The organism is Aneurinibacillus migulanus, assembly GCF_001274715.1.
Lineage (GTDB): Bacteria > Bacillota > Bacilli > Aneurinibacillales > Aneurinibacillaceae > Aneurinibacillus > Aneurinibacillus migulanus.
Genome location: NZ_LGUG01000002.1, coordinates 213487 through 229685, shown reverse-complemented (window position 1 = coordinate 229685; position 16199 = coordinate 213487). Strand labels below are relative to the sequence as shown.

General features: G+C 44.1%; 15 protein-coding genes, 1 pseudogene and 1 riboswitch. Of the genes and pseudogenes, 8 read left to right on the top strand and 8 right to left on the bottom strand.

Annotated elements, in window-relative coordinates; all coding sequences use genetic code 11:
- Positions 1 to 183: 183 nt before the first annotated feature.
- Positions 184 to 1101 carry a DMT family transporter gene (locus tag AF333_RS01145; RefSeq protein ID WP_321167146.1) on the bottom strand — a complete coding sequence of 306 codons (918 nt, stop codon included), beginning with the start codon at positions 1099 to 1101 and terminating at the stop codon, positions 184 to 186.
- A 228-nt stretch (positions 1102 to 1329) separates the two neighbouring features.
- Here AF333_RS01145 and AF333_RS31410 point away from each other — a divergent pair.
- A pseudogene (locus AF333_RS31410) lies at positions 1330 to 1473 on the top strand (helix-turn-helix domain-containing protein); the annotation flags it as partial.
- Positions 1474 to 1798: 325 nt separating this feature from the next.
- A complete protein-coding gene (locus AF333_RS01140) occupies positions 1799 to 3241 on the top strand; it encodes a catalase (RefSeq protein ID WP_043068684.1) in 1443 nt (480 codons plus the stop codon).
- Positions 3242 to 3370: 129 nt separating this feature from the next.
- On the opposite strand, the gene AF333_RS01135 is transcribed toward AF333_RS01140, so the two are convergent.
- Positions 3371 to 4261, bottom strand: coding sequence for a DUF4349 domain-containing protein (locus tag AF333_RS01135; RefSeq protein ID WP_052812389.1), 891 nt, complete (start codon positions 4259 to 4261; stop codon positions 3371 to 3373).
- Between the two features lie 294 nt (positions 4262 to 4555).
- On the opposite strand from AF333_RS01135, the gene AF333_RS01130 reads away from it, so the two are divergent.
- Complete coding sequence (locus tag AF333_RS01130) at positions 4556 to 5263, top strand: pirin family protein (protein ID WP_043068685.1); 708 nt, start codon at positions 4556 to 4558, stop codon at positions 5261 to 5263.
- A 65-nt stretch (positions 5264 to 5328) separates the two neighbouring features.
- Here the strand turns inward: AF333_RS01130 and AF333_RS01125 are convergent, their stop codons facing one another.
- Positions 5329 to 6669 (bottom strand): cytochrome P450, encoded by a 1341-nt coding sequence (locus AF333_RS01125; RefSeq protein WP_043068686.1) that lies wholly within the window; start codon positions 6667 to 6669, stop codon positions 5329 to 5331.
- Between the two features lie 186 nt (positions 6670 to 6855).
- On the opposite strand from AF333_RS01125, the gene AF333_RS01120 reads away from it, so the two are divergent.
- Positions 6856 to 7116: a metal-sensitive transcriptional regulator gene (locus tag AF333_RS01120; RefSeq protein ID WP_043068687.1), complete on the top strand. Its 261-nt coding sequence runs from the start codon at positions 6856 to 6858 to the stop codon at positions 7114 to 7116.
- Positions 7117 to 7184: 68 nt separating this feature from the next.
- On the top strand, positions 7185 to 7916 hold the full coding sequence (locus tag AF333_RS01115) for a ZIP family metal transporter (RefSeq protein ID WP_043068688.1): 732 nt from the start codon (positions 7185 to 7187) through the stop codon (positions 7914 to 7916).
- On the opposite strand, the gene AF333_RS01110 is transcribed toward AF333_RS01115, so the two are convergent.
- Positions 7913 to 8359 (bottom strand): DUF523 domain-containing protein, encoded by a 447-nt coding sequence (locus AF333_RS01110; protein WP_043068689.1) that lies wholly within the window; start codon positions 8357 to 8359, stop codon positions 7913 to 7915. The genes AF333_RS01115 and AF333_RS01110 overlap by 4 nt on opposite strands.
- Positions 8360 to 9008: 649 nt before the next feature.
- Between AF333_RS01110 and AF333_RS01105 the strand changes: the two genes are divergently transcribed.
- On the top strand, positions 9009 to 10166 hold the full coding sequence (locus AF333_RS01105) for an aminotransferase A (RefSeq protein WP_043068690.1): 1158 nt from the start codon (positions 9009 to 9011) through the stop codon (positions 10164 to 10166).
- Positions 10167 to 10195: 29 nt separating this feature from the next.
- Positions 10196 to 11383 (top strand): PQQ-dependent sugar dehydrogenase, encoded by a 1188-nt coding sequence (locus AF333_RS01100; protein WP_080787970.1) that lies wholly within the window; start codon positions 10196 to 10198, stop codon positions 11381 to 11383.
- A 31-nt stretch (positions 11384 to 11414) separates the two neighbouring features.
- On the opposite strand, the gene nhaC is transcribed toward AF333_RS01100, so the two are convergent.
- Positions 11415 to 12818 (bottom strand): Na+/H+ antiporter NhaC, encoded by a 1404-nt coding sequence (gene nhaC, locus AF333_RS01095; protein WP_043068691.1) that lies wholly within the window; start codon positions 12816 to 12818, stop codon positions 11415 to 11417.
- A gap of 175 nt (positions 12819 to 12993) precedes the next feature.
- Between nhaC and AF333_RS01090 the strand changes: the two genes are divergently transcribed.
- The gene (locus AF333_RS01090) at positions 12994 to 13650 is read left to right on the top strand and encodes a hypothetical protein (RefSeq protein ID WP_043068692.1); all 657 of its coding nucleotides are present in this window, start codon (positions 12994 to 12996) and stop codon (positions 13648 to 13650) included.
- Between the two features lie 167 nt (positions 13651 to 13817).
- On the opposite strand, the gene AF333_RS01085 is transcribed toward AF333_RS01090, so the two are convergent.
- The 3 genes from AF333_RS01085 to AF333_RS01075 form a co-directional block, all read right to left on the bottom strand.
- Positions 13818 to 14345 carry a C40 family peptidase gene (locus AF333_RS01085; protein WP_052812390.1) on the bottom strand — a complete coding sequence of 176 codons (528 nt, stop codon included), beginning with the start codon at positions 14343 to 14345 and terminating at the stop codon, positions 13818 to 13820.
- Positions 14346 to 14351: 6 nt separating this feature from the next.
- A riboswitch (cyclic di-AMP (ydaO/yuaA leader) is annotated at positions 14352 to 14499 on the bottom strand.
- Positions 14500 to 14637: 138 nt separating this feature from the next.
- A complete protein-coding gene (locus AF333_RS01080; protein WP_043068693.1) occupies positions 14638 to 15738 on the bottom strand; it encodes a YheC/YheD family endospore coat-associated protein in 1101 nt (366 codons plus the stop codon).
- Entirely contained in the window at positions 15735 to 16199 is a 465-nt protein-coding gene (locus tag AF333_RS01075) for a GNAT family N-acetyltransferase (RefSeq protein ID WP_043068694.1), read from the bottom strand. Before AF333_RS01075 ends, AF333_RS01080 begins: the two co-directional genes overlap by 4 nt.

Genomic DNA, 16199 nt, shown 5'->3' with positions numbered 1-16199 from the left:
TTGAAAACAAGTTATCTTTCTTAGCTAAGATAAGGTAGCTTGTTTTTCCTTTATCTGAAAGTATTCATTATTCCTTTCAGAAGAATCAACATCCCTGGTATCCATAGATGGATGAAAAAAGCACGCCTGCGCGTGCATCTTCGTTCTTCCAGCCTATGAATAATCGACAGGCGTGTTATATGGTCAGATATTCTGTATCTGCTCTTTTTCCTGTGTTAACGTACCTCTTGTTCCTAAAACGATTGCCGCCAGTACACTAACCATTCCTATTGCTTTATTCCAGTCAAATGCTTCTTGCAAGAAGATGATACCTACTAGTGTAGCAGCAATTGGAATAAAACCGGTAAAAATCCCTGCAATGCTTGCCTTAACTTTTGCAACTCCAAGGTACCAAAGCACAAATGAAAGTACGCTTGCGGTTATTGCATAGTAGATAATAAGTAACCACATAGATACTTCCAAATGAATAAAATCAAAAGAAATGGCTTCTTTTATAGCGAAAGGAAGAAATAAAAGAAGCCCTACTATATTTACTCCGGTAGACATTTGAATAGGACTCAACACATTAGATAATTTTTTTGCAAAAATAGTAAACAGTGCTTCTGATATTACAGCGCCGAACACAAGAATGTTTCCCAATAGCGCATAATTTCCTCCTGTATGTGAGCGATTATCTTGAAAAGTAATAATGGATATACCTATTACTACAAGACCGATAGAAAACATCTGAGGTACAGATAGCCGTTCCCTTAAAAAGAAAAAAGATAGTAAAGCGATGATTGCCGGTACTGTACTTGTAATAATTCCAGCCGAGGTGGCAGAAGTAAAGAGAACTCCATATAGCATTAACACACTAAACAAGAAAACGCCAAAAAAAGACTGTAAAAATAAGAACAACCAATGTCCTTTTTGCATATCTACTTTTGGTTGACGACTCATGAGAAGCATAGGAATAAGAAATAATAAAGCAATTAAAAATCTAATTTCTGAAAAAAGGAATATCGGAACCTCTTGTACAATGATTTTCCCTACGGCAACATTTGCCCCTACAAATGACATAGATAAAGCAAGTTGTAAGTAAGCTATCTTCAAATTTTCCACTCCTTTAAAGCCCAGAAAGTATGCACTACATGTATTTGTTTTATTTTCTCAAAATTTCTATAAATGGATTTGAAATCCCTGCATTCTAAATAGGAGTTTTTAACTTTCTTGATTTTCTTATAAAGTCGTGCCTCGCTTAACATTATCAAAAATAAAAGTAGTATCGGAAAATCCTCCTGATTAGAAGGGGCTTTGATATTGCTTATCGTGTAGTAAAGAGGTGTTTTTATGGTTGATTTACTTAAGAAGATAGGATTGTCCGAACTTGAAGCACGATGTTATATCACGTTTCACGAAGAGCCTGACTTATCCGGATACGAAGTCGCTAAACGAGTATCGGTCTCCCGAACCAATGTATATTCGGCCTCACGATTGCCGGGGACTTGCGCGAGGAAGTATTTTGAACATTTCCACAGAGCAGTTGGATAATACGTTTCGTACGAATATTTATCTGGCATCTGATGATTCCGGCTACGTCACAGGCCAGGTCCTTTTGTTTATACTTTGATACTTAGGTTTTACTTATGGTGAATGATTTCCATATAAATGATATTGACTTTATATGTATCTCTTTATATACTAAATTTAATCATTTAATTATAATGATTTTATATAAGTAATTATTGTATAAATAAATTCATTTTAAATATTTTGTGATTATTAATAATGAATATCGTTATTTATAAGGAGGAAAACCATGGAATCGAAAAACTATATGACGACCAATCAGGGAGCACCTGTAGGAGATAATCAACATTCGAGAACGGCAGGACAACGTGGACCTACATTGCTAGAGGACTATCACTTGATTGAAAAGTTGGCACATTTTGATCGTGAACGTATTCCAGAGCGTGTCGTACATGCACGTGGAGCCGGCGCTCATGGCGTTTTCACGGTAAAAAACAATATGCGTGCATACACAAGGGCAGCCTTTTTACAGGAGGAAGGCTTGGAAACACCGGTTTTTGTCCGTTTCTCGACGGTTATTCATCCGGCCGGTTCCCCGGAAACAGCCCGCGATCCACGCGGGTTTGCGGTGAAGTTTTATACAGAAGAAGGAAACTATGACATTGTCGGAAATCATCTTCCTGTCTTTTTTATTCGCGATGCGATGAAATTTCCTGACATGGTGCATGCTTTGAAACCGGCACCGGATACGAATATCCAGACCCCGGACCGTTACTGGGACTTCATGGCCCTTTCTCCGGAATCTACACATATGCTTACCTGGGTATTCTCGGATTATGGCACACCGGCAAACTACCGCCAGATGGAAGGGTTCGGGGTACATGCCTTTAAATGGGTAAACGCCGAAGGGAAGGTCGTATATGTGAAATACCATTGGAAACCGAAACAGGGGATAAAAAACCTTACAATGGATGAAATTCCTGTCGTACAGGGCAAAGATTCCAGTCACGCTACACGCGATTTATTCGATAACATCGAGCGGGGGAATTACCCGGAGTGGGATTTATACGTCCAAATTATGCCGGTGGATGATATGGACATTCATGAATTTGATCCGTTGGACCCGACAAAAGTATGGTCGGAGGATGTATACCCATTGCTTGAAGTAGGGACAATGACGTTGAACCGGAATCCGCAAAACTTCTTTGCCGAAGTCGAACAATCGGCTTTCTCACCGAGTGCTACGGTACCGGGCATTGAACCTTCAGAAGACAAGCTCTTACAGGGGCGTCTGTTCTCCTATCCGGATACGCAGAGACATCGGCTTGGACCGAATTATCTGCAAATCCCAATCAATTGCCCGTACGCGCCTGTTCGCAACAATCAGCGGGACGGGGCGATGCAGATGAAGCAACAAGCATCCAATATCAACTATGAACCGAATCGCTATGATAATACACCAAAAGAGGCGTCGGAATATCGTGAAAGCGAAACTCCTTTACATGGTTATGCTATGCGTAAAAAAATTGATAAGACAGATGATTTTAAGCAAGCCGGTGAACGATATCGCGCATTTTCAGAGGAAGAAAGAGCAAATCTGATTCGAAATCTGTCCCATGATTTGCAGAATGTTAATGAAAGAACAAAACTGCTAGCGATCTGCAATTTCTTCCGGGCTGATAGGGAATACGGCGAGAGATTGGCTGATGCCTTACATGTGGATATCAGCTAATACGTAGCGAACATTCCTAAATAACATACGTAATTTTCCTATTGTGTATAAGTATGGTAAAAAAAGATCGTCCACGCTATAGTAGGGCGATCTTTTCTTATGCCTTGTTCTTGATGTTCACCTTAGACTTTATAAAGATTCGTCCTTTTTATCTTTCCTCTTCTTCCAGTAAATAATTCCTGCTACGATGGCGCCAATGAAAAGTAGAAGAGGAGACGTACCGACGATAACAACAAAAAGAGCGGAAGCGCTATCTACCATGAATTTAATACTATTCATAAACTGCTGTTTTGTTTTATCCCATGTACTTACAGGATTGTCAGAGAGGGAAGGAAGAACAGCTTTGCTTTCCGTCATATGGATGGTAACAGTCGCAAAATCGCTTTGGTTCTTCAAATATTTCATCTTGCCTTTAAGTTGCTCGATTTCCGTTTGAACTTTGTTTACATCTTGCGCAATTTGAAGCAGATCTGACGTTTTTTGTGCGTTTTTCATAAAGCCAAGCAGTTGTTTCTCTAACACTTGCTTTGATGCAAGTCTTGCTTCCAGATCGATATACTCTTCTGTTACATCACGTCCCTGTATCGTACGGTTGGTCACTTTAAGCGCTAGTTTCTCTGTTTCCTCCAGGAAGGTATTGAATTTGGTGTTAGGAATGCGGATACGAAAATCGCCGTTCAGCAGACTGTCTCCTTCTCCTTGGTTGTAAGAGCTTGCTTCTACAATGTATCCATTCATTTTTTCCACTAGCTGGGTTAGCGACTTTTGTGAGGTTGCAAAGTCTTTGACATTCAGGCCAAGTTCTGCTTGATACACCATCATGGCAGCCATTCCGGCCTGTTTCTTTTCCGATGGAGCAGTATTTGGATTTGTGTTATCGGCAATTTCAGTTATCTGGCTTTGGCTCGTATCCGTCATTGAACTGTCTGGGTTTTGATTGGATGCTCCGCATCCAGCAGTGAGAAGAATAGAGATTAAGCCTAGAATCATCCATATCTTACTTCTACTTCGGTTTACCATTGTTCTCCCCCTGTAGTTGTTTATTCCAATAACTGGATAGTTCTATTCTATCATCTTGCGTTATTTGTTCATAGAAGCATATAAAAATATGCGAACACCTATATTCTTTATCGTATTCTCCACAGGCAGGTTTGAATATATAAATTACACTTGATCTTTTGACAGGGGATTGTGGTTGGAAGGGGAAGGGATGGGAATTGTTCTTTACGTATAAAATAAGAAGGACCCCATTGACTCTTCAACTATACTATCGTAAAATACTTACATAAAGTAAGTTTAACTAGGAGGTATTCCATGATTACGATATATCCAGCAGCTTCCCGTTATTCTACCAATCATGGCTGGCTGCAAAGCAATTTCAGTTTTTCGTTCGCCGAATATTACGATCCGAATAACCTACAGTTCGGACCGCTGCGCGTATTTAACGATGATATAGTTCAATCAGGAACCGGGTTCGGAGCTCACCCGCACCGTGAAATGGAGATTGTGTCCATTGTACTTAAAGGGCAGCTTAAACACCAGGATAGCACCGGGAATACGGAAGTGCTTGTACCAGGAGAAATCCAGCGTATGAGCGCAGGCACCGGTATCGTACATTCTGAGTTTAACCCATCCGATACGGAAGATGTCAATTTTCTTCAGCTATGGTTTCTTCCGAACGAAAAAGGGCTGACGCCATCGTACGAACAGTTTGCTTACGATCAGGAAGCGCTGAAGAACCGCCTCCTGCCGATCGTATCCAATAAGCAGGAGGACGAACATCGTGTTGCGCATATTCATCAGGATTTGACACTGTATTTATCCAAATTGGATGCTGGCGGCACGATTTCATTTACTCAGCCAGAAGGACGGAGAATCTACGTGTTCATCATCGAGGGAGAGCTTGCACTCAATGGAGAGAAGACGCTTGTCAAACGGGATGCGGCACGTATTACCAATACATCTTCCCTGGAGTTGAAAGCACATAGTAATACGCATTTTATGCTGATTGATCTGCCGTAAAGAAAACAAGACCCTATCTCGGACCTTGTTGAATAGAGCGAAGCGCCTAAAAAGCGCTTCGTTTTTTAACGTTGCTTGACAATCATATGCAAGCCATTCTTCGGTCGTAGCGTTACGACAGGCTCCGGTTCCACCGGCGGGTGATCGGGAATCAGGCGCAGTTGGAACTTTTGCGCAATCGTCACAAGAATGAGCGTCGCTTCCATAATAGCAAAATGGTTACCGATACAGACGCGTGGTCCGCCACCGAACGGGAAGAATGCGAACTGTGGAATTTCCTTTAAGAGATTTCCTTCGAACCGTTCAGGTCGAAAATGATCCGGTTGGTCGAAGTATTCGGGTGTACGGTGCATAACATATTGGCTCATCATCAGCGTTTCACCAGGTTGGAATACATGGCCGCCGATCTCTACCGCATCCGTTACCTCCCGGTTAATCATCCAGGCAGCCGGATACAGCCGCAGCGTTTCCCATATGATGTTTTCCGCATATTTTAGCTTGGGTAAATCATTGACCGTTACGCGTCGTCCGTTCAGTACATGGTCGATTTCATCCCATAGCTTTTGTTCTACTTCGGGATGCTGGGAGAGCAGGTACAGAGTCCACGATAATGTGTTGGCGGTTGTTTCATGTCCGGCGACAAAAATAGTCATGACTTCATCGCGTACTTGTTTGTCCGTCATACCGGTATTATCTTCTTCGTCGCGCGCCGCAAGCAACATGGACAACAAATCGCCCTGCCCCGAGGTTTCGCTTTTACGCCGTTCCTCGATGATGGAGTAGATAGCGCGATCAAGTGTTTGTGCTGCTTCTTTAAATTCTCGATTGCTTCTGGTTGGAATGGCTTCGGGGATGTCGATGAACGAAGAAGCGCGGCGACTGACATACTTGAGCCCAACTTCAATAGCATGTCCGATGTCATTGACACCTTCTGTAATGTTGGTGCCGAACATCGTCTTCGTAATGATGGCAAGCGTTAGTTCCATCATGTCTTTCGTAATCAACCGTTCTTCGCCGTCGTGCCAGCCGTTTACCATATCCTCGCTGTAGTCGACCATCGTTTCGCCATAGCTTCTAATGTGCTCCTGTCGGAAAGAAGGCTGCATAAGACGGCGTTGGCGCAGATGCTGCTTTCCTTCACTTGTTAGAATTCCTTCTCCGACGACTGCTTTTGCTACCTGCAATCCTTTTGCTTTATGGAAATGTCCTTGTTTAGTTACCAAGATCTCTTTAATGTAATCGGGATTGCTAATCAGGTAAAGATGCCGAGGACCAAACCGCATATGAACAACGTCTCCGTATTCTTTTGATGCCTGTCGCAGAAATTCTAATGGATTTTTACGGAATGCAAACAAGCTGCCAGTAATCGGTAGACCCTTCGGACCGACGATCTGCATTTCACTCATGTAAATCCCCTCCACTTTTGGTTAGTTTGTACGTTGAAAGCTTCCTTTATCCTTTTTTGCTATGTGAAAAAGGACGTTATTTACAATTTGATTTTTTTGGAGCGTTTTGCTGTTTTTTCTTTGTTTACAACTCATACCTAAAGGGGTATGATTACTGTATAGCCCATTAGGTCGAGGTGATAATAGATGGAGTATAACGATGCTGTAAAAAACCGTCTTCGCCGTATCGAGGGACAGATTCGCGGAGTATTAAGCATGATGGAACAGGAGAAAGATTGCCGGGATGTAGTTACTCAGCTGACTGCCATTCGCTCCGCCGTCGACCGTGCCATTGGATTGGTTGTGGCGAACAATATGGAAGCGTGCATTCGTATGGAGATTGAAAAAGGAAACAGCCCGGATCATGTCATCAAAGAAGCGGTGGATTTGCTTGTCAAAAGTCGCTAGTATACGAAAACAGCACCCTGTGTGCTGTTTTTTGCTTACAATTATTATTTAAACAAAAAGGTGAAAATATGGAGATGATGCTAGTAGGAAGTATGATTTCTGCCCTGGCTACAGGGGTAGGAGCGATTCCTATCCTGTTTTTTCGGCATATCAATCATCATGCAAGAGATACGCTGGTGGCGCTAACAGCAGGAATTATGATGGCTGCTTCTGTATTTAGTCTGATTCCTGAGGCGGTTAACATGTCTAACTTATATGTATTGGCTTTCGGCATGCTGCTCGGTACGACAACGTTAATGCTAATCGAGCGTTATCTGCCACATGTTGATTTGGAGAATCCAAATAACAAATTGCCAATCGATTCGCAGGCTCTGTTAATTATTTCCGCCATTACAGTACATAATTTGCCGGAAGGCTTATCTGTCGGGGTCAGTTATACGGGGAATAATGCAGAACTGGGAGGACTTATTGCTTTGGCGATCGGTCTGCAGAATGCGCCAGAAGGATTTCTGGTAGCCTTGTTTTTGGTGAATCAAAATATTAACCGTTGGACAGCGCTGGCAGTCGCTACACTAACTGGTTCGGTTGAGATTCTCTCAGGGATTATTGGGTATGGACTGACCAGTTATGTGAAAGGGCTTGTGCCGTACGGACTTTCCTTTGCGGCGGGTGCAATGCTGTTCATCGTATATAAGGAACTAATTCCGGAAAGCCACGGTCATGGCTATGAGCGTTCGGCTACGTATGCGTTTATTATCGGACTCATTAGTATGCTGTTTTTAATCCACTATTTTGGCTAATCTAGTGACTCTTCGGAGCGGACAGAGATACCATGGCGTAAGAGGAGGGCGGCGGTAACACCGGTGCCTTTTCGCTTTGTTTTAGAGAATGTTCCATCGTATACAAGCGCGCTTCCGCATGAAGGGCTGCGTTCTTTAAGGATAGCCTCTTCGGCCCCGGCTGCTTGTGCCATACGCAATGCTTGCCTGGCGCCCTGCAGAAATTGTTCCGTTACATCGTTACCTTGGTTATCAATAACTCTAGCTGTACCATCAAGCACGTCGAACCCGTCTCCACCAACGATTTCTGCTGGATTGCGCGGAGTCGGAAGACCGCCTAGCTGTTCGGGACAGACAGGTATGGCCTTACCGTCCTTAACAAATTGTTCGATTTCGCCGACCTTGTTGTCTTTTTGATCATATCGGCATTCACACCCCATTAGACATGCACTTACGATTTTCACATGCTTCAATCCCTTCCTTATTCTAGTATAAGTATACACCGACAAAAAACAGGCGCAAAACCTTATCCCGTCTATTCGGCTCTTAAAGGGCAGTAAAATTCCCACTAATGGAGGCTTCACTTTATAGGGATGGTTGTTGCGCCTATTTTGGTTGCTGTTTCTATGGTTGCGTGCTCGGTCTTACGATGATTTCATTTATGGATACGGAAGTTGATTGCTCTATTGCGTAGCGGATTGCTCTGGCGATGTATTCGCCTTTAAGTGGCTCAAGACCGCTTTGTTTGCTGAACATGGAGATAACATCCTGATCGGTAATGTCTGCGCTAGTTCAGTCGTCACGGCGTCTGGTGAGATAATTGTTGTCCGAATGTTCTGCAGGAAACACTGTTAGGCTACACCTAACCGAAATTCATCTCCCACTTTCACTGGTGACGAAGACACCTTTACGTTTAGAAGTGGGAGACTTCTTTCGGAATAATGTTAAAAGAAGACGGGTTATTAAAATAATAAAAAATAGGATAAGCATTGTTGAAGCTTAATGGGATTGTCTCAATGAGAGTAGAATAACGGGCACTTTCTTTTGCAAACCGTGCTATACTTTAACCAAAGAAGCCAGATGTTTTGCATAAAGAAAGGATGAACGAGGCAGATGCAGCATTTACTCAACTCGCGGGCACGCGATATCCAGATTTCGGGGATTCGTAAATTCTCCAATCTTGTCCAAAAGTATGATGACGCTATTTCACTAACAATTGGACAGCCGGATTTTGCTACACCGGAACATATTAAAGATGCAGGCAAGCAGGCGATTGATCAAAACCAAACGGCGTATACACCGAACGCTGGTTTACAGGCTTTAAGGAAGGCAGCGAGCGCATTTGTGGCGCAAAAATACGGCTTACGTTACGATGCAGCTTCGGAAGTGATTGTGACCAACGGAGCAAGCGAAGCGATCGACATTGCGTTTCGCACGATTCTTGAAGAAGGCAATGAGGTTATCCTACCGGGGCCGGTATATCCGGGATACGAACCAATTATCCGTCTGTGTGGCGCGGTACCGGTTTATGCGGATACGCGCCAGACTGATTTTAAAATGACAGCAGCGCTTATAAATGAAAAGATCACGGAACGTACGCGTTGCGTAATTTTGCCGTATCCCTCCAATCCGACCGGTTGTACGCTTGAGCAGAAGGACATTGAAGAGATAGCCGAACTGTTGGCAGACAAAGAGATTTTTGTCATTTCGGACGAAATTTACAGCGAGTTGATTTATGATGGAACACATCGTTCTATCGCGGCGCTTCCTTCCATGAGAGGGAAAACGATTGTTATAAACGGATTATCCAAGTCGCATTCGATGACTGGCTGGCGTATCGGCTTTACATTTGCTCCAGCTTACATAACTGAACATATGGTGAAAGTCCACCAGTATAATGCAACATGTGCAAGCTCAATTAGTCAGTATGCAGCACTGGCGGCGCTTACGGAAGGGATTGATGATGCACAACCAATGAAAGATGCATATAATAAACGGCGCGCGTACGTATATGAACGGCTTACAAAGATGGGGTTTGAGGTGGTGAAACCGGACGGAGCCTTCTACATTTTCCCTTCCATTAAGAAGTTCGGCTTATCTTCTTTCGATTTCGCATTGCGCTTACTTGAAGAGCAGCGAGTGGCGGTCGTGCCAGGCGATGCATTCTCTTCCTATGGAGAAGGATATATTAGAATTTCTTATGCCTATGCAATGAATGTTCTGGAAGAAGGACTCGACCGTTTAGAAACATTCCTTATACAGAATAAGTAAGGTGGAAGCGGAAAAGGAGGAAGAACATAATGGGAAGACTGGCCTGGCGAATGATTTTCGCAGGTCTTACGCTTATCGGCTTTATACTGATCATAAGCGGTTGCATGCCGGAAAAGAGCTCAGATGAACCGACTCATGAGAAACAAGAACAGCCGATTGCATCTGTTTCGCTCGCCAGAGAGGCACAACCGCTTTCCACGGAGCGTATTCCATATCAGCCGGAAGTAATGGCAGAGGGACTGAACGTGCCCTGGGCACTTGCTATTGCTCCAGATGGCCGCATGTTTTTTACTGAGCGTCCCGGTACGTTGCGCGTTATACAAGACGGTAAAGTAATTGAGCAACCTGTTCTCTCCTTTCCGCCGCCTTTTGTGGAACAGGGGGAGGGAGGTTTGCTCGGACTAGCGCTTGATCCCGACTTTTCCATCAACCATTATATGTATGTATACCATTCCTATGGAGAAAATGGTGGAATTAAAAACAGGGTCCTACGGCTTGTGGAACAGAATAACCGCGCCCGAGTAGATAAAGTGCTATTAGACAATATCCCCGGCAATCAAAACCACAATGGAGGCAGGCTCAAAATCGGACCGGATGGGATGCTGTATATTACGACCGGCGATGCGTTGGAAAGGGAACGGTCTCAGGACAGAGGCGATCTAGCCGGGAAAATTCTGCGTATCCAAACGGATGGTACAATTCCTAAGGATAACCCTGATTCAGACTCTCCTATTTACAGCTTTGGTCACCGAAATCCCCAAGGTTTGGCGTGGCATGTGGAAACTGGACGCTTGTATAGTACAGAGCATGGTCAATCAGCGCATGATGAATTAAATCTGATTGAGCCTGGTGCCAATTATGGTTGGTCGGTTATTGAAGGCGATACGGCGGAAGATGGCAAAAAACGCCCGTTGATGCACAGCGGCGAGCAGACGTGGGCTCCTTCCGGTATACTGTTCGTACGACAGGGGCCATGGAAAAATCAGTTGCTTGTAGCCAATCTGCGCGGCGAGCAACTGTGGAAAGCGGAGTTGGATCAGGAAAATCTCGAGAAAATCGTCTCGCTGCATAGTCTGTTTTCCGGTGACTTCGGTCGGATTCGTGATATTGAGGAAGGTCCGGATGGTTCATTGTACTTTCTGACGAATAACCGGGATGGTAGGGGACAGGAACGTCCTGATGATGACAAAATCATTCGGTTAGTTAGTAAAAATTAAATAACATAAAAAAGACGAAGCCTCCTTTATTTCAAAGGGAGGCTTTGTTTTCTTGCTTTTTGGTTATGCCGATTCCAGTAAATCCGAGAAGGATAGTTAGGATCGGGCACAAAAGACAGAAGAACGCAAACGGTAAATAGTCGATTGTCGGAACGCCGAGCACCCCGGAAAGAAATACGCCGCATACGCTCCAAGGAACGAGCGGATTAACAACCGTGCCCGCGTCTTCAAGTACCCGTGCCATGTTTTTGCGCTCAAGTCCTAGTTTTTCGTATTGTTGTGCAAAAGCATTGCCGGGCAAAACGATGGACAAATATTGTTCCCCGAGTAGCACGTTAATTCCAATAGACGAGAGTGCGGTGGATGCGATAAGACGACCTTGCGTCGCAATAAACCGGTGGATCATTTCCATGAGTCTATTGATAATCCCTAAGCGATACAGCAATCCACCCATGCTAAGCGCCAGGAAAATAAGCGAAACGGAGAACATCATGCTCTGCATGCCGCCTCGTGTGAGCAGTGAATCGACTGCTTTGATTCCAGTCTCAGAGACGAAGCCATTTTGAATAATAGTAGCCATCTGCCCAGCGGTCATAACGGGATTTAACCAGAACGCAATCGCTATACCTGATAGAATTCCCGCTATTAAGGTCGGTACGGCCGGGATGCGAAGCATAGCTAGAATAAATAGCAGAACGGGTGGAATAAGAGCCGCCGGATGGATAATGGCATGCTGTTCCAACGCCTGACGAAGGCTTTCTACTTGAGCGGTCGAGTCGGGTGCTACGTTTCCGCTGCCAATGAAAAAAAACAGTACAAGAGAAATCAAAAGCGCAGGTACTGTCGTCCAAAGCAGATGGCGGATATGTGTAAATAAATCTATGCGCGCTAATGTCGGTGCTAGATTGGTTGTATCGGATAGAGGTGACATCTTATCACCGAAGAATGCTCCAGATATGACTGCACCGGCTACCCATGCTGGATTGATACCCATGACCGTTCCCATACCCATAAGCGCGACCCCAATAGTGGCGGCTGTAGTGAGCGAGCTGCCAATGCATGTCCCAACGATGGCGGAGATAACTAGCGCAGCAGGGAGGAAATAGTGGGCAGATAGAACGGAAAAGCCGTATACCATCATAGTTGGTACAGTACCGCTAGCCATCCATACGCCGATAAGTGTCCCAATAAGTAAAAAGATTAAGATTGGCACAAGCCCTGGTCTCACACCGTCGATAATTCCTTGTTCCATCGTCTTCCAGTTCGCCTTCTTAAGAAACCCGACGATAATTAATAGGAATATACAGAGAAGGAGAGGAACATGTGGGGGTGCCTCCAGCTTAATAATAAATGAACCAATAAGACCGAGCAGCAGCAGCGTGAGCAGCAATGCCTGCGCTTTTGTGAAAAAATGTTCAGTCGTGTCCTCCTGCACGTATAATCCCTCCAATAAATAATTTATTACTTAAACGCTTGTTCGCTTTTTTGTGCTAAAGCAATCTTACTAAGAATACAAGATTAATAGTTTGTTTGTAAAGTATTAATTGTTTTTGAACAATTACAAAGTACGTTATAATGGACAAAGATAAAAGCTAAATGGGGATGAGAGTATGGAACACAATACGGTACAATGGGACATAGAGAACCGACAGTTGCTATCTGAAGTTTGTCGGAATTGTCCAGATCCGCACTTTGAGCGGCGTTCGAAAGAGCTGCCCCATATCGGCTGCTGTGCATATGAACCGGTATTTACCCTATTTGAAATATATAAAATGATTGTGGCGGAAAAGACGGAGTTCTTTTTAGAGGTGCTGTACCACAATCCGCGTAATACTATCCACGAATACGAAATTGTGGCAGGCGCATTCATTCACCCGCTATTTTATCAGCGGGATCCTACATCATCGGAGTCTCCAGCAGAGCGGTATGATAAGCTGTGTCAATCCTCACATACTGTATATAAAGCAGTGGATGAACGGCTAGCATATGCAGTCTGCCAATTCTTCATTGATGGCAAGGGATGCGGACTTAACGCCAGCTTTAAAACAAGCATATGCCGTTCTTTCATATGTGGAGCGGTTGAAGAGAAGCTTTCAGGAGAGGAACGGGAATGGTTAGCAAAGAGACAGCGGTCCATTCGTGATGAGGCAGAGCCTTTTCATCGTAAGTACAAGGCCATTTTTCATGAAAGAGGATGGACCCTTATGAATAATGTCAAAGAAATCATTATCTATTTTCGGCAATTGAGTAGGGAACGAGCGGAGTAAAGATGGAAAGTACAAGTGAACTACCGGTCAATGAATTGAACGGGTTTCTCGATTTATCGGGTGGTCTACCGACCTGCCCTCCACGGAGGCTCGTTGGCAATACTGAAAAACCCTTCCCTGTTTATAGAAGGGAAGGGTGAAGTATAATAAGGCAATAAAGTGAAGCCTTACTTAATGACACGTCTTGCTGTTACATAGTTTTCCTGATGCCAGGAGCTGTTTAGATTGCTGATGGTAACGTCTACTTTTGTGTTTGCCATGTGCAGTACTTTTCCGTTGCCGATATACATGCTCACATGCGTAATATCCGATTTATTTCTTTTGGTGCTATAGAAGATTAGATCGCCTTTTTTGATCTTGCTTTTTGGCACATAACTGCCCAGTTTTACCTGACGATCATCATCTCGCGTGTGAATATTAATGCCATTTTTTTGGAAGATATAGTACATGAATTGCGAGCAATCCATATATTTCCCGGGCCGGTAGTTATGGCTGTACTGTGCTCTGCCATCCAAACTTTTGCCAGTGCGAATAATCTTGTTAATGACGGTTTCTTGATTTGGAACATTCACTGTTTGACCAAATTTTGCAGAAACATTTGCCGCTTCGGCTTGTCCTGGAATAGCGAATAATCCGCTCAACAGCATGCCCCCTGCCATTAATCCTCCGGTAAGCGCTTTAAAGCTTTTCTTCATGTTATTTCTCCCTCTCCTATCGCCGACGAGGTTAGCTGACGGGTTCGGTCGAAAGGCGCCCGACCGCATATAATCGCGGTTTCACCCCACTATAAGTATAAGTGGTTCCCCCGTTCCAGTTATATAACAGAACTGGATTTGGCGTTTTTTTTGCTGCTTGTTATACCTTAACGTAAAAGAAAAGGAAGAGCATTATCGGATAAGTGGAAGAGGTACCTTGATTTGTAAAACTAAGCATAAAGACATATAGACCTTGTTCTATAAAAATACAAACAAGGTCTATATTCTTAAGTCAAAAGGTATAGCAATCAGTGGTGTGAAAACGGGTTGCCGCGACACGAACAGGCATCTCAATGGCATTTTGATAGACGTCAAATTGCCCAGCCAAGCGGAACAATTCACGGTTTGGCTTCGTATTCACCTCGATAATCCAGACACGGCCTTTTGTATCAATACCGATATCAATGCCAAATTCTATGAAGTCGCCGAATTTTGATTCGATATACCGAGGGAGAATCAAACTAATTCGTTCAATATCTGTAACGATACGCTCTCTTTCTTCTGTGGAAAATCGATGACAAAGCAGTTCTTCAAGCACGATGGCCTGGCCTCCGCTCTGCAGGTTGGAAGTGACAAATGCCTCTGGTGATTGTTTGCCTATCATGCCTGTAATGTGCCATTCGTTTTGCTCGTTTTTTTGGACAAGTATCCGGCTATCACAGATGCTGTCAGGTAACAGTGTAAGCATAAGTCCTTGTTGCATAATGAAAGAGCGTCCTTGTTTTTGGCACCATAGTAAAAGAAAACGCTCGGCAGCGGACAGAGAAGTGATGGAATTATGGATGACACAGCCCTTCCGGTCCCGACCAACCATTTCAAGCACGTTCTTTCCACGGCGAATACGCAGAATGCCTTTGCCTCCAGAGCCGTTTACCGGCTTAACATAGAGCATTGGATATTTTTTAATCATCCTTTCCAGAACACCTTGTTGCATCGGTACTGTATCTGGAAGGTGAGGAACAAGCTCTGGATTGCGGCTGAAGAAGCGATGGGCATTCCATTTATGCGCGAAGCGATTGTTTAAGTAACGTAAACGGCTTATTTTACGGTATGCCGCGTATTTTTTAAATATTTCAGGTGTCATATTGCTAAAGCGGTCATAAACGATATCGGGCAGCCGTGTTTTTCGAGATTGCCATGCTTTCATTTCATCATTATAGATAAATCCGTTCACAATTCCTTTTTCTTCATAAATATCGGAAGGGGAATAGACGATAAGCCTACAACCGTACGTTCTGGCAACGGTAGCCAGACTGGTAAGGTACGTTTTCCCTGCGATAAAAGCGCCTCTACGGTGCGTTAAAACGCCAATAAGCGGTTGATTTGTAGTCATAGTCTCTCCACATCATCTCTGCTCCAGTCTCCTGCTGCAAGCCACAATGTCGGTTTTCCTGTGACGCCCCGTATGCAAGAAAAAGCAATCATCTGTGCTGCAAAGCATGTTTTGAGGCTGGGCATATTATCTGCCGCAACACGCGCATATAACTTGCCGAGGCGACGGATTGCTTCTTCTGTCAATGTTTTGCCGATTTGATTGGTTCGCGCCTCCGGGTGAACAACAAGAAAAGATTCCTGTATCCCGTATTCGGCTACAGCAAGAAGGCCGAGCAATTTTTTATTGTGTACATGTGCAATAAGCAGGGTACCTTCCTTGTTGATATCAGCTTCAGGCATTTCCTGAAGCCATCGAATTGCCCGTGCAGTGATGCGTCGGTCCCCGTACGTTTTGCTGAAGCGGATTAATTTTTCCCGTGTGCGGCTAAATGTGCTGGGTAAGAATGTATAGACCGGCAT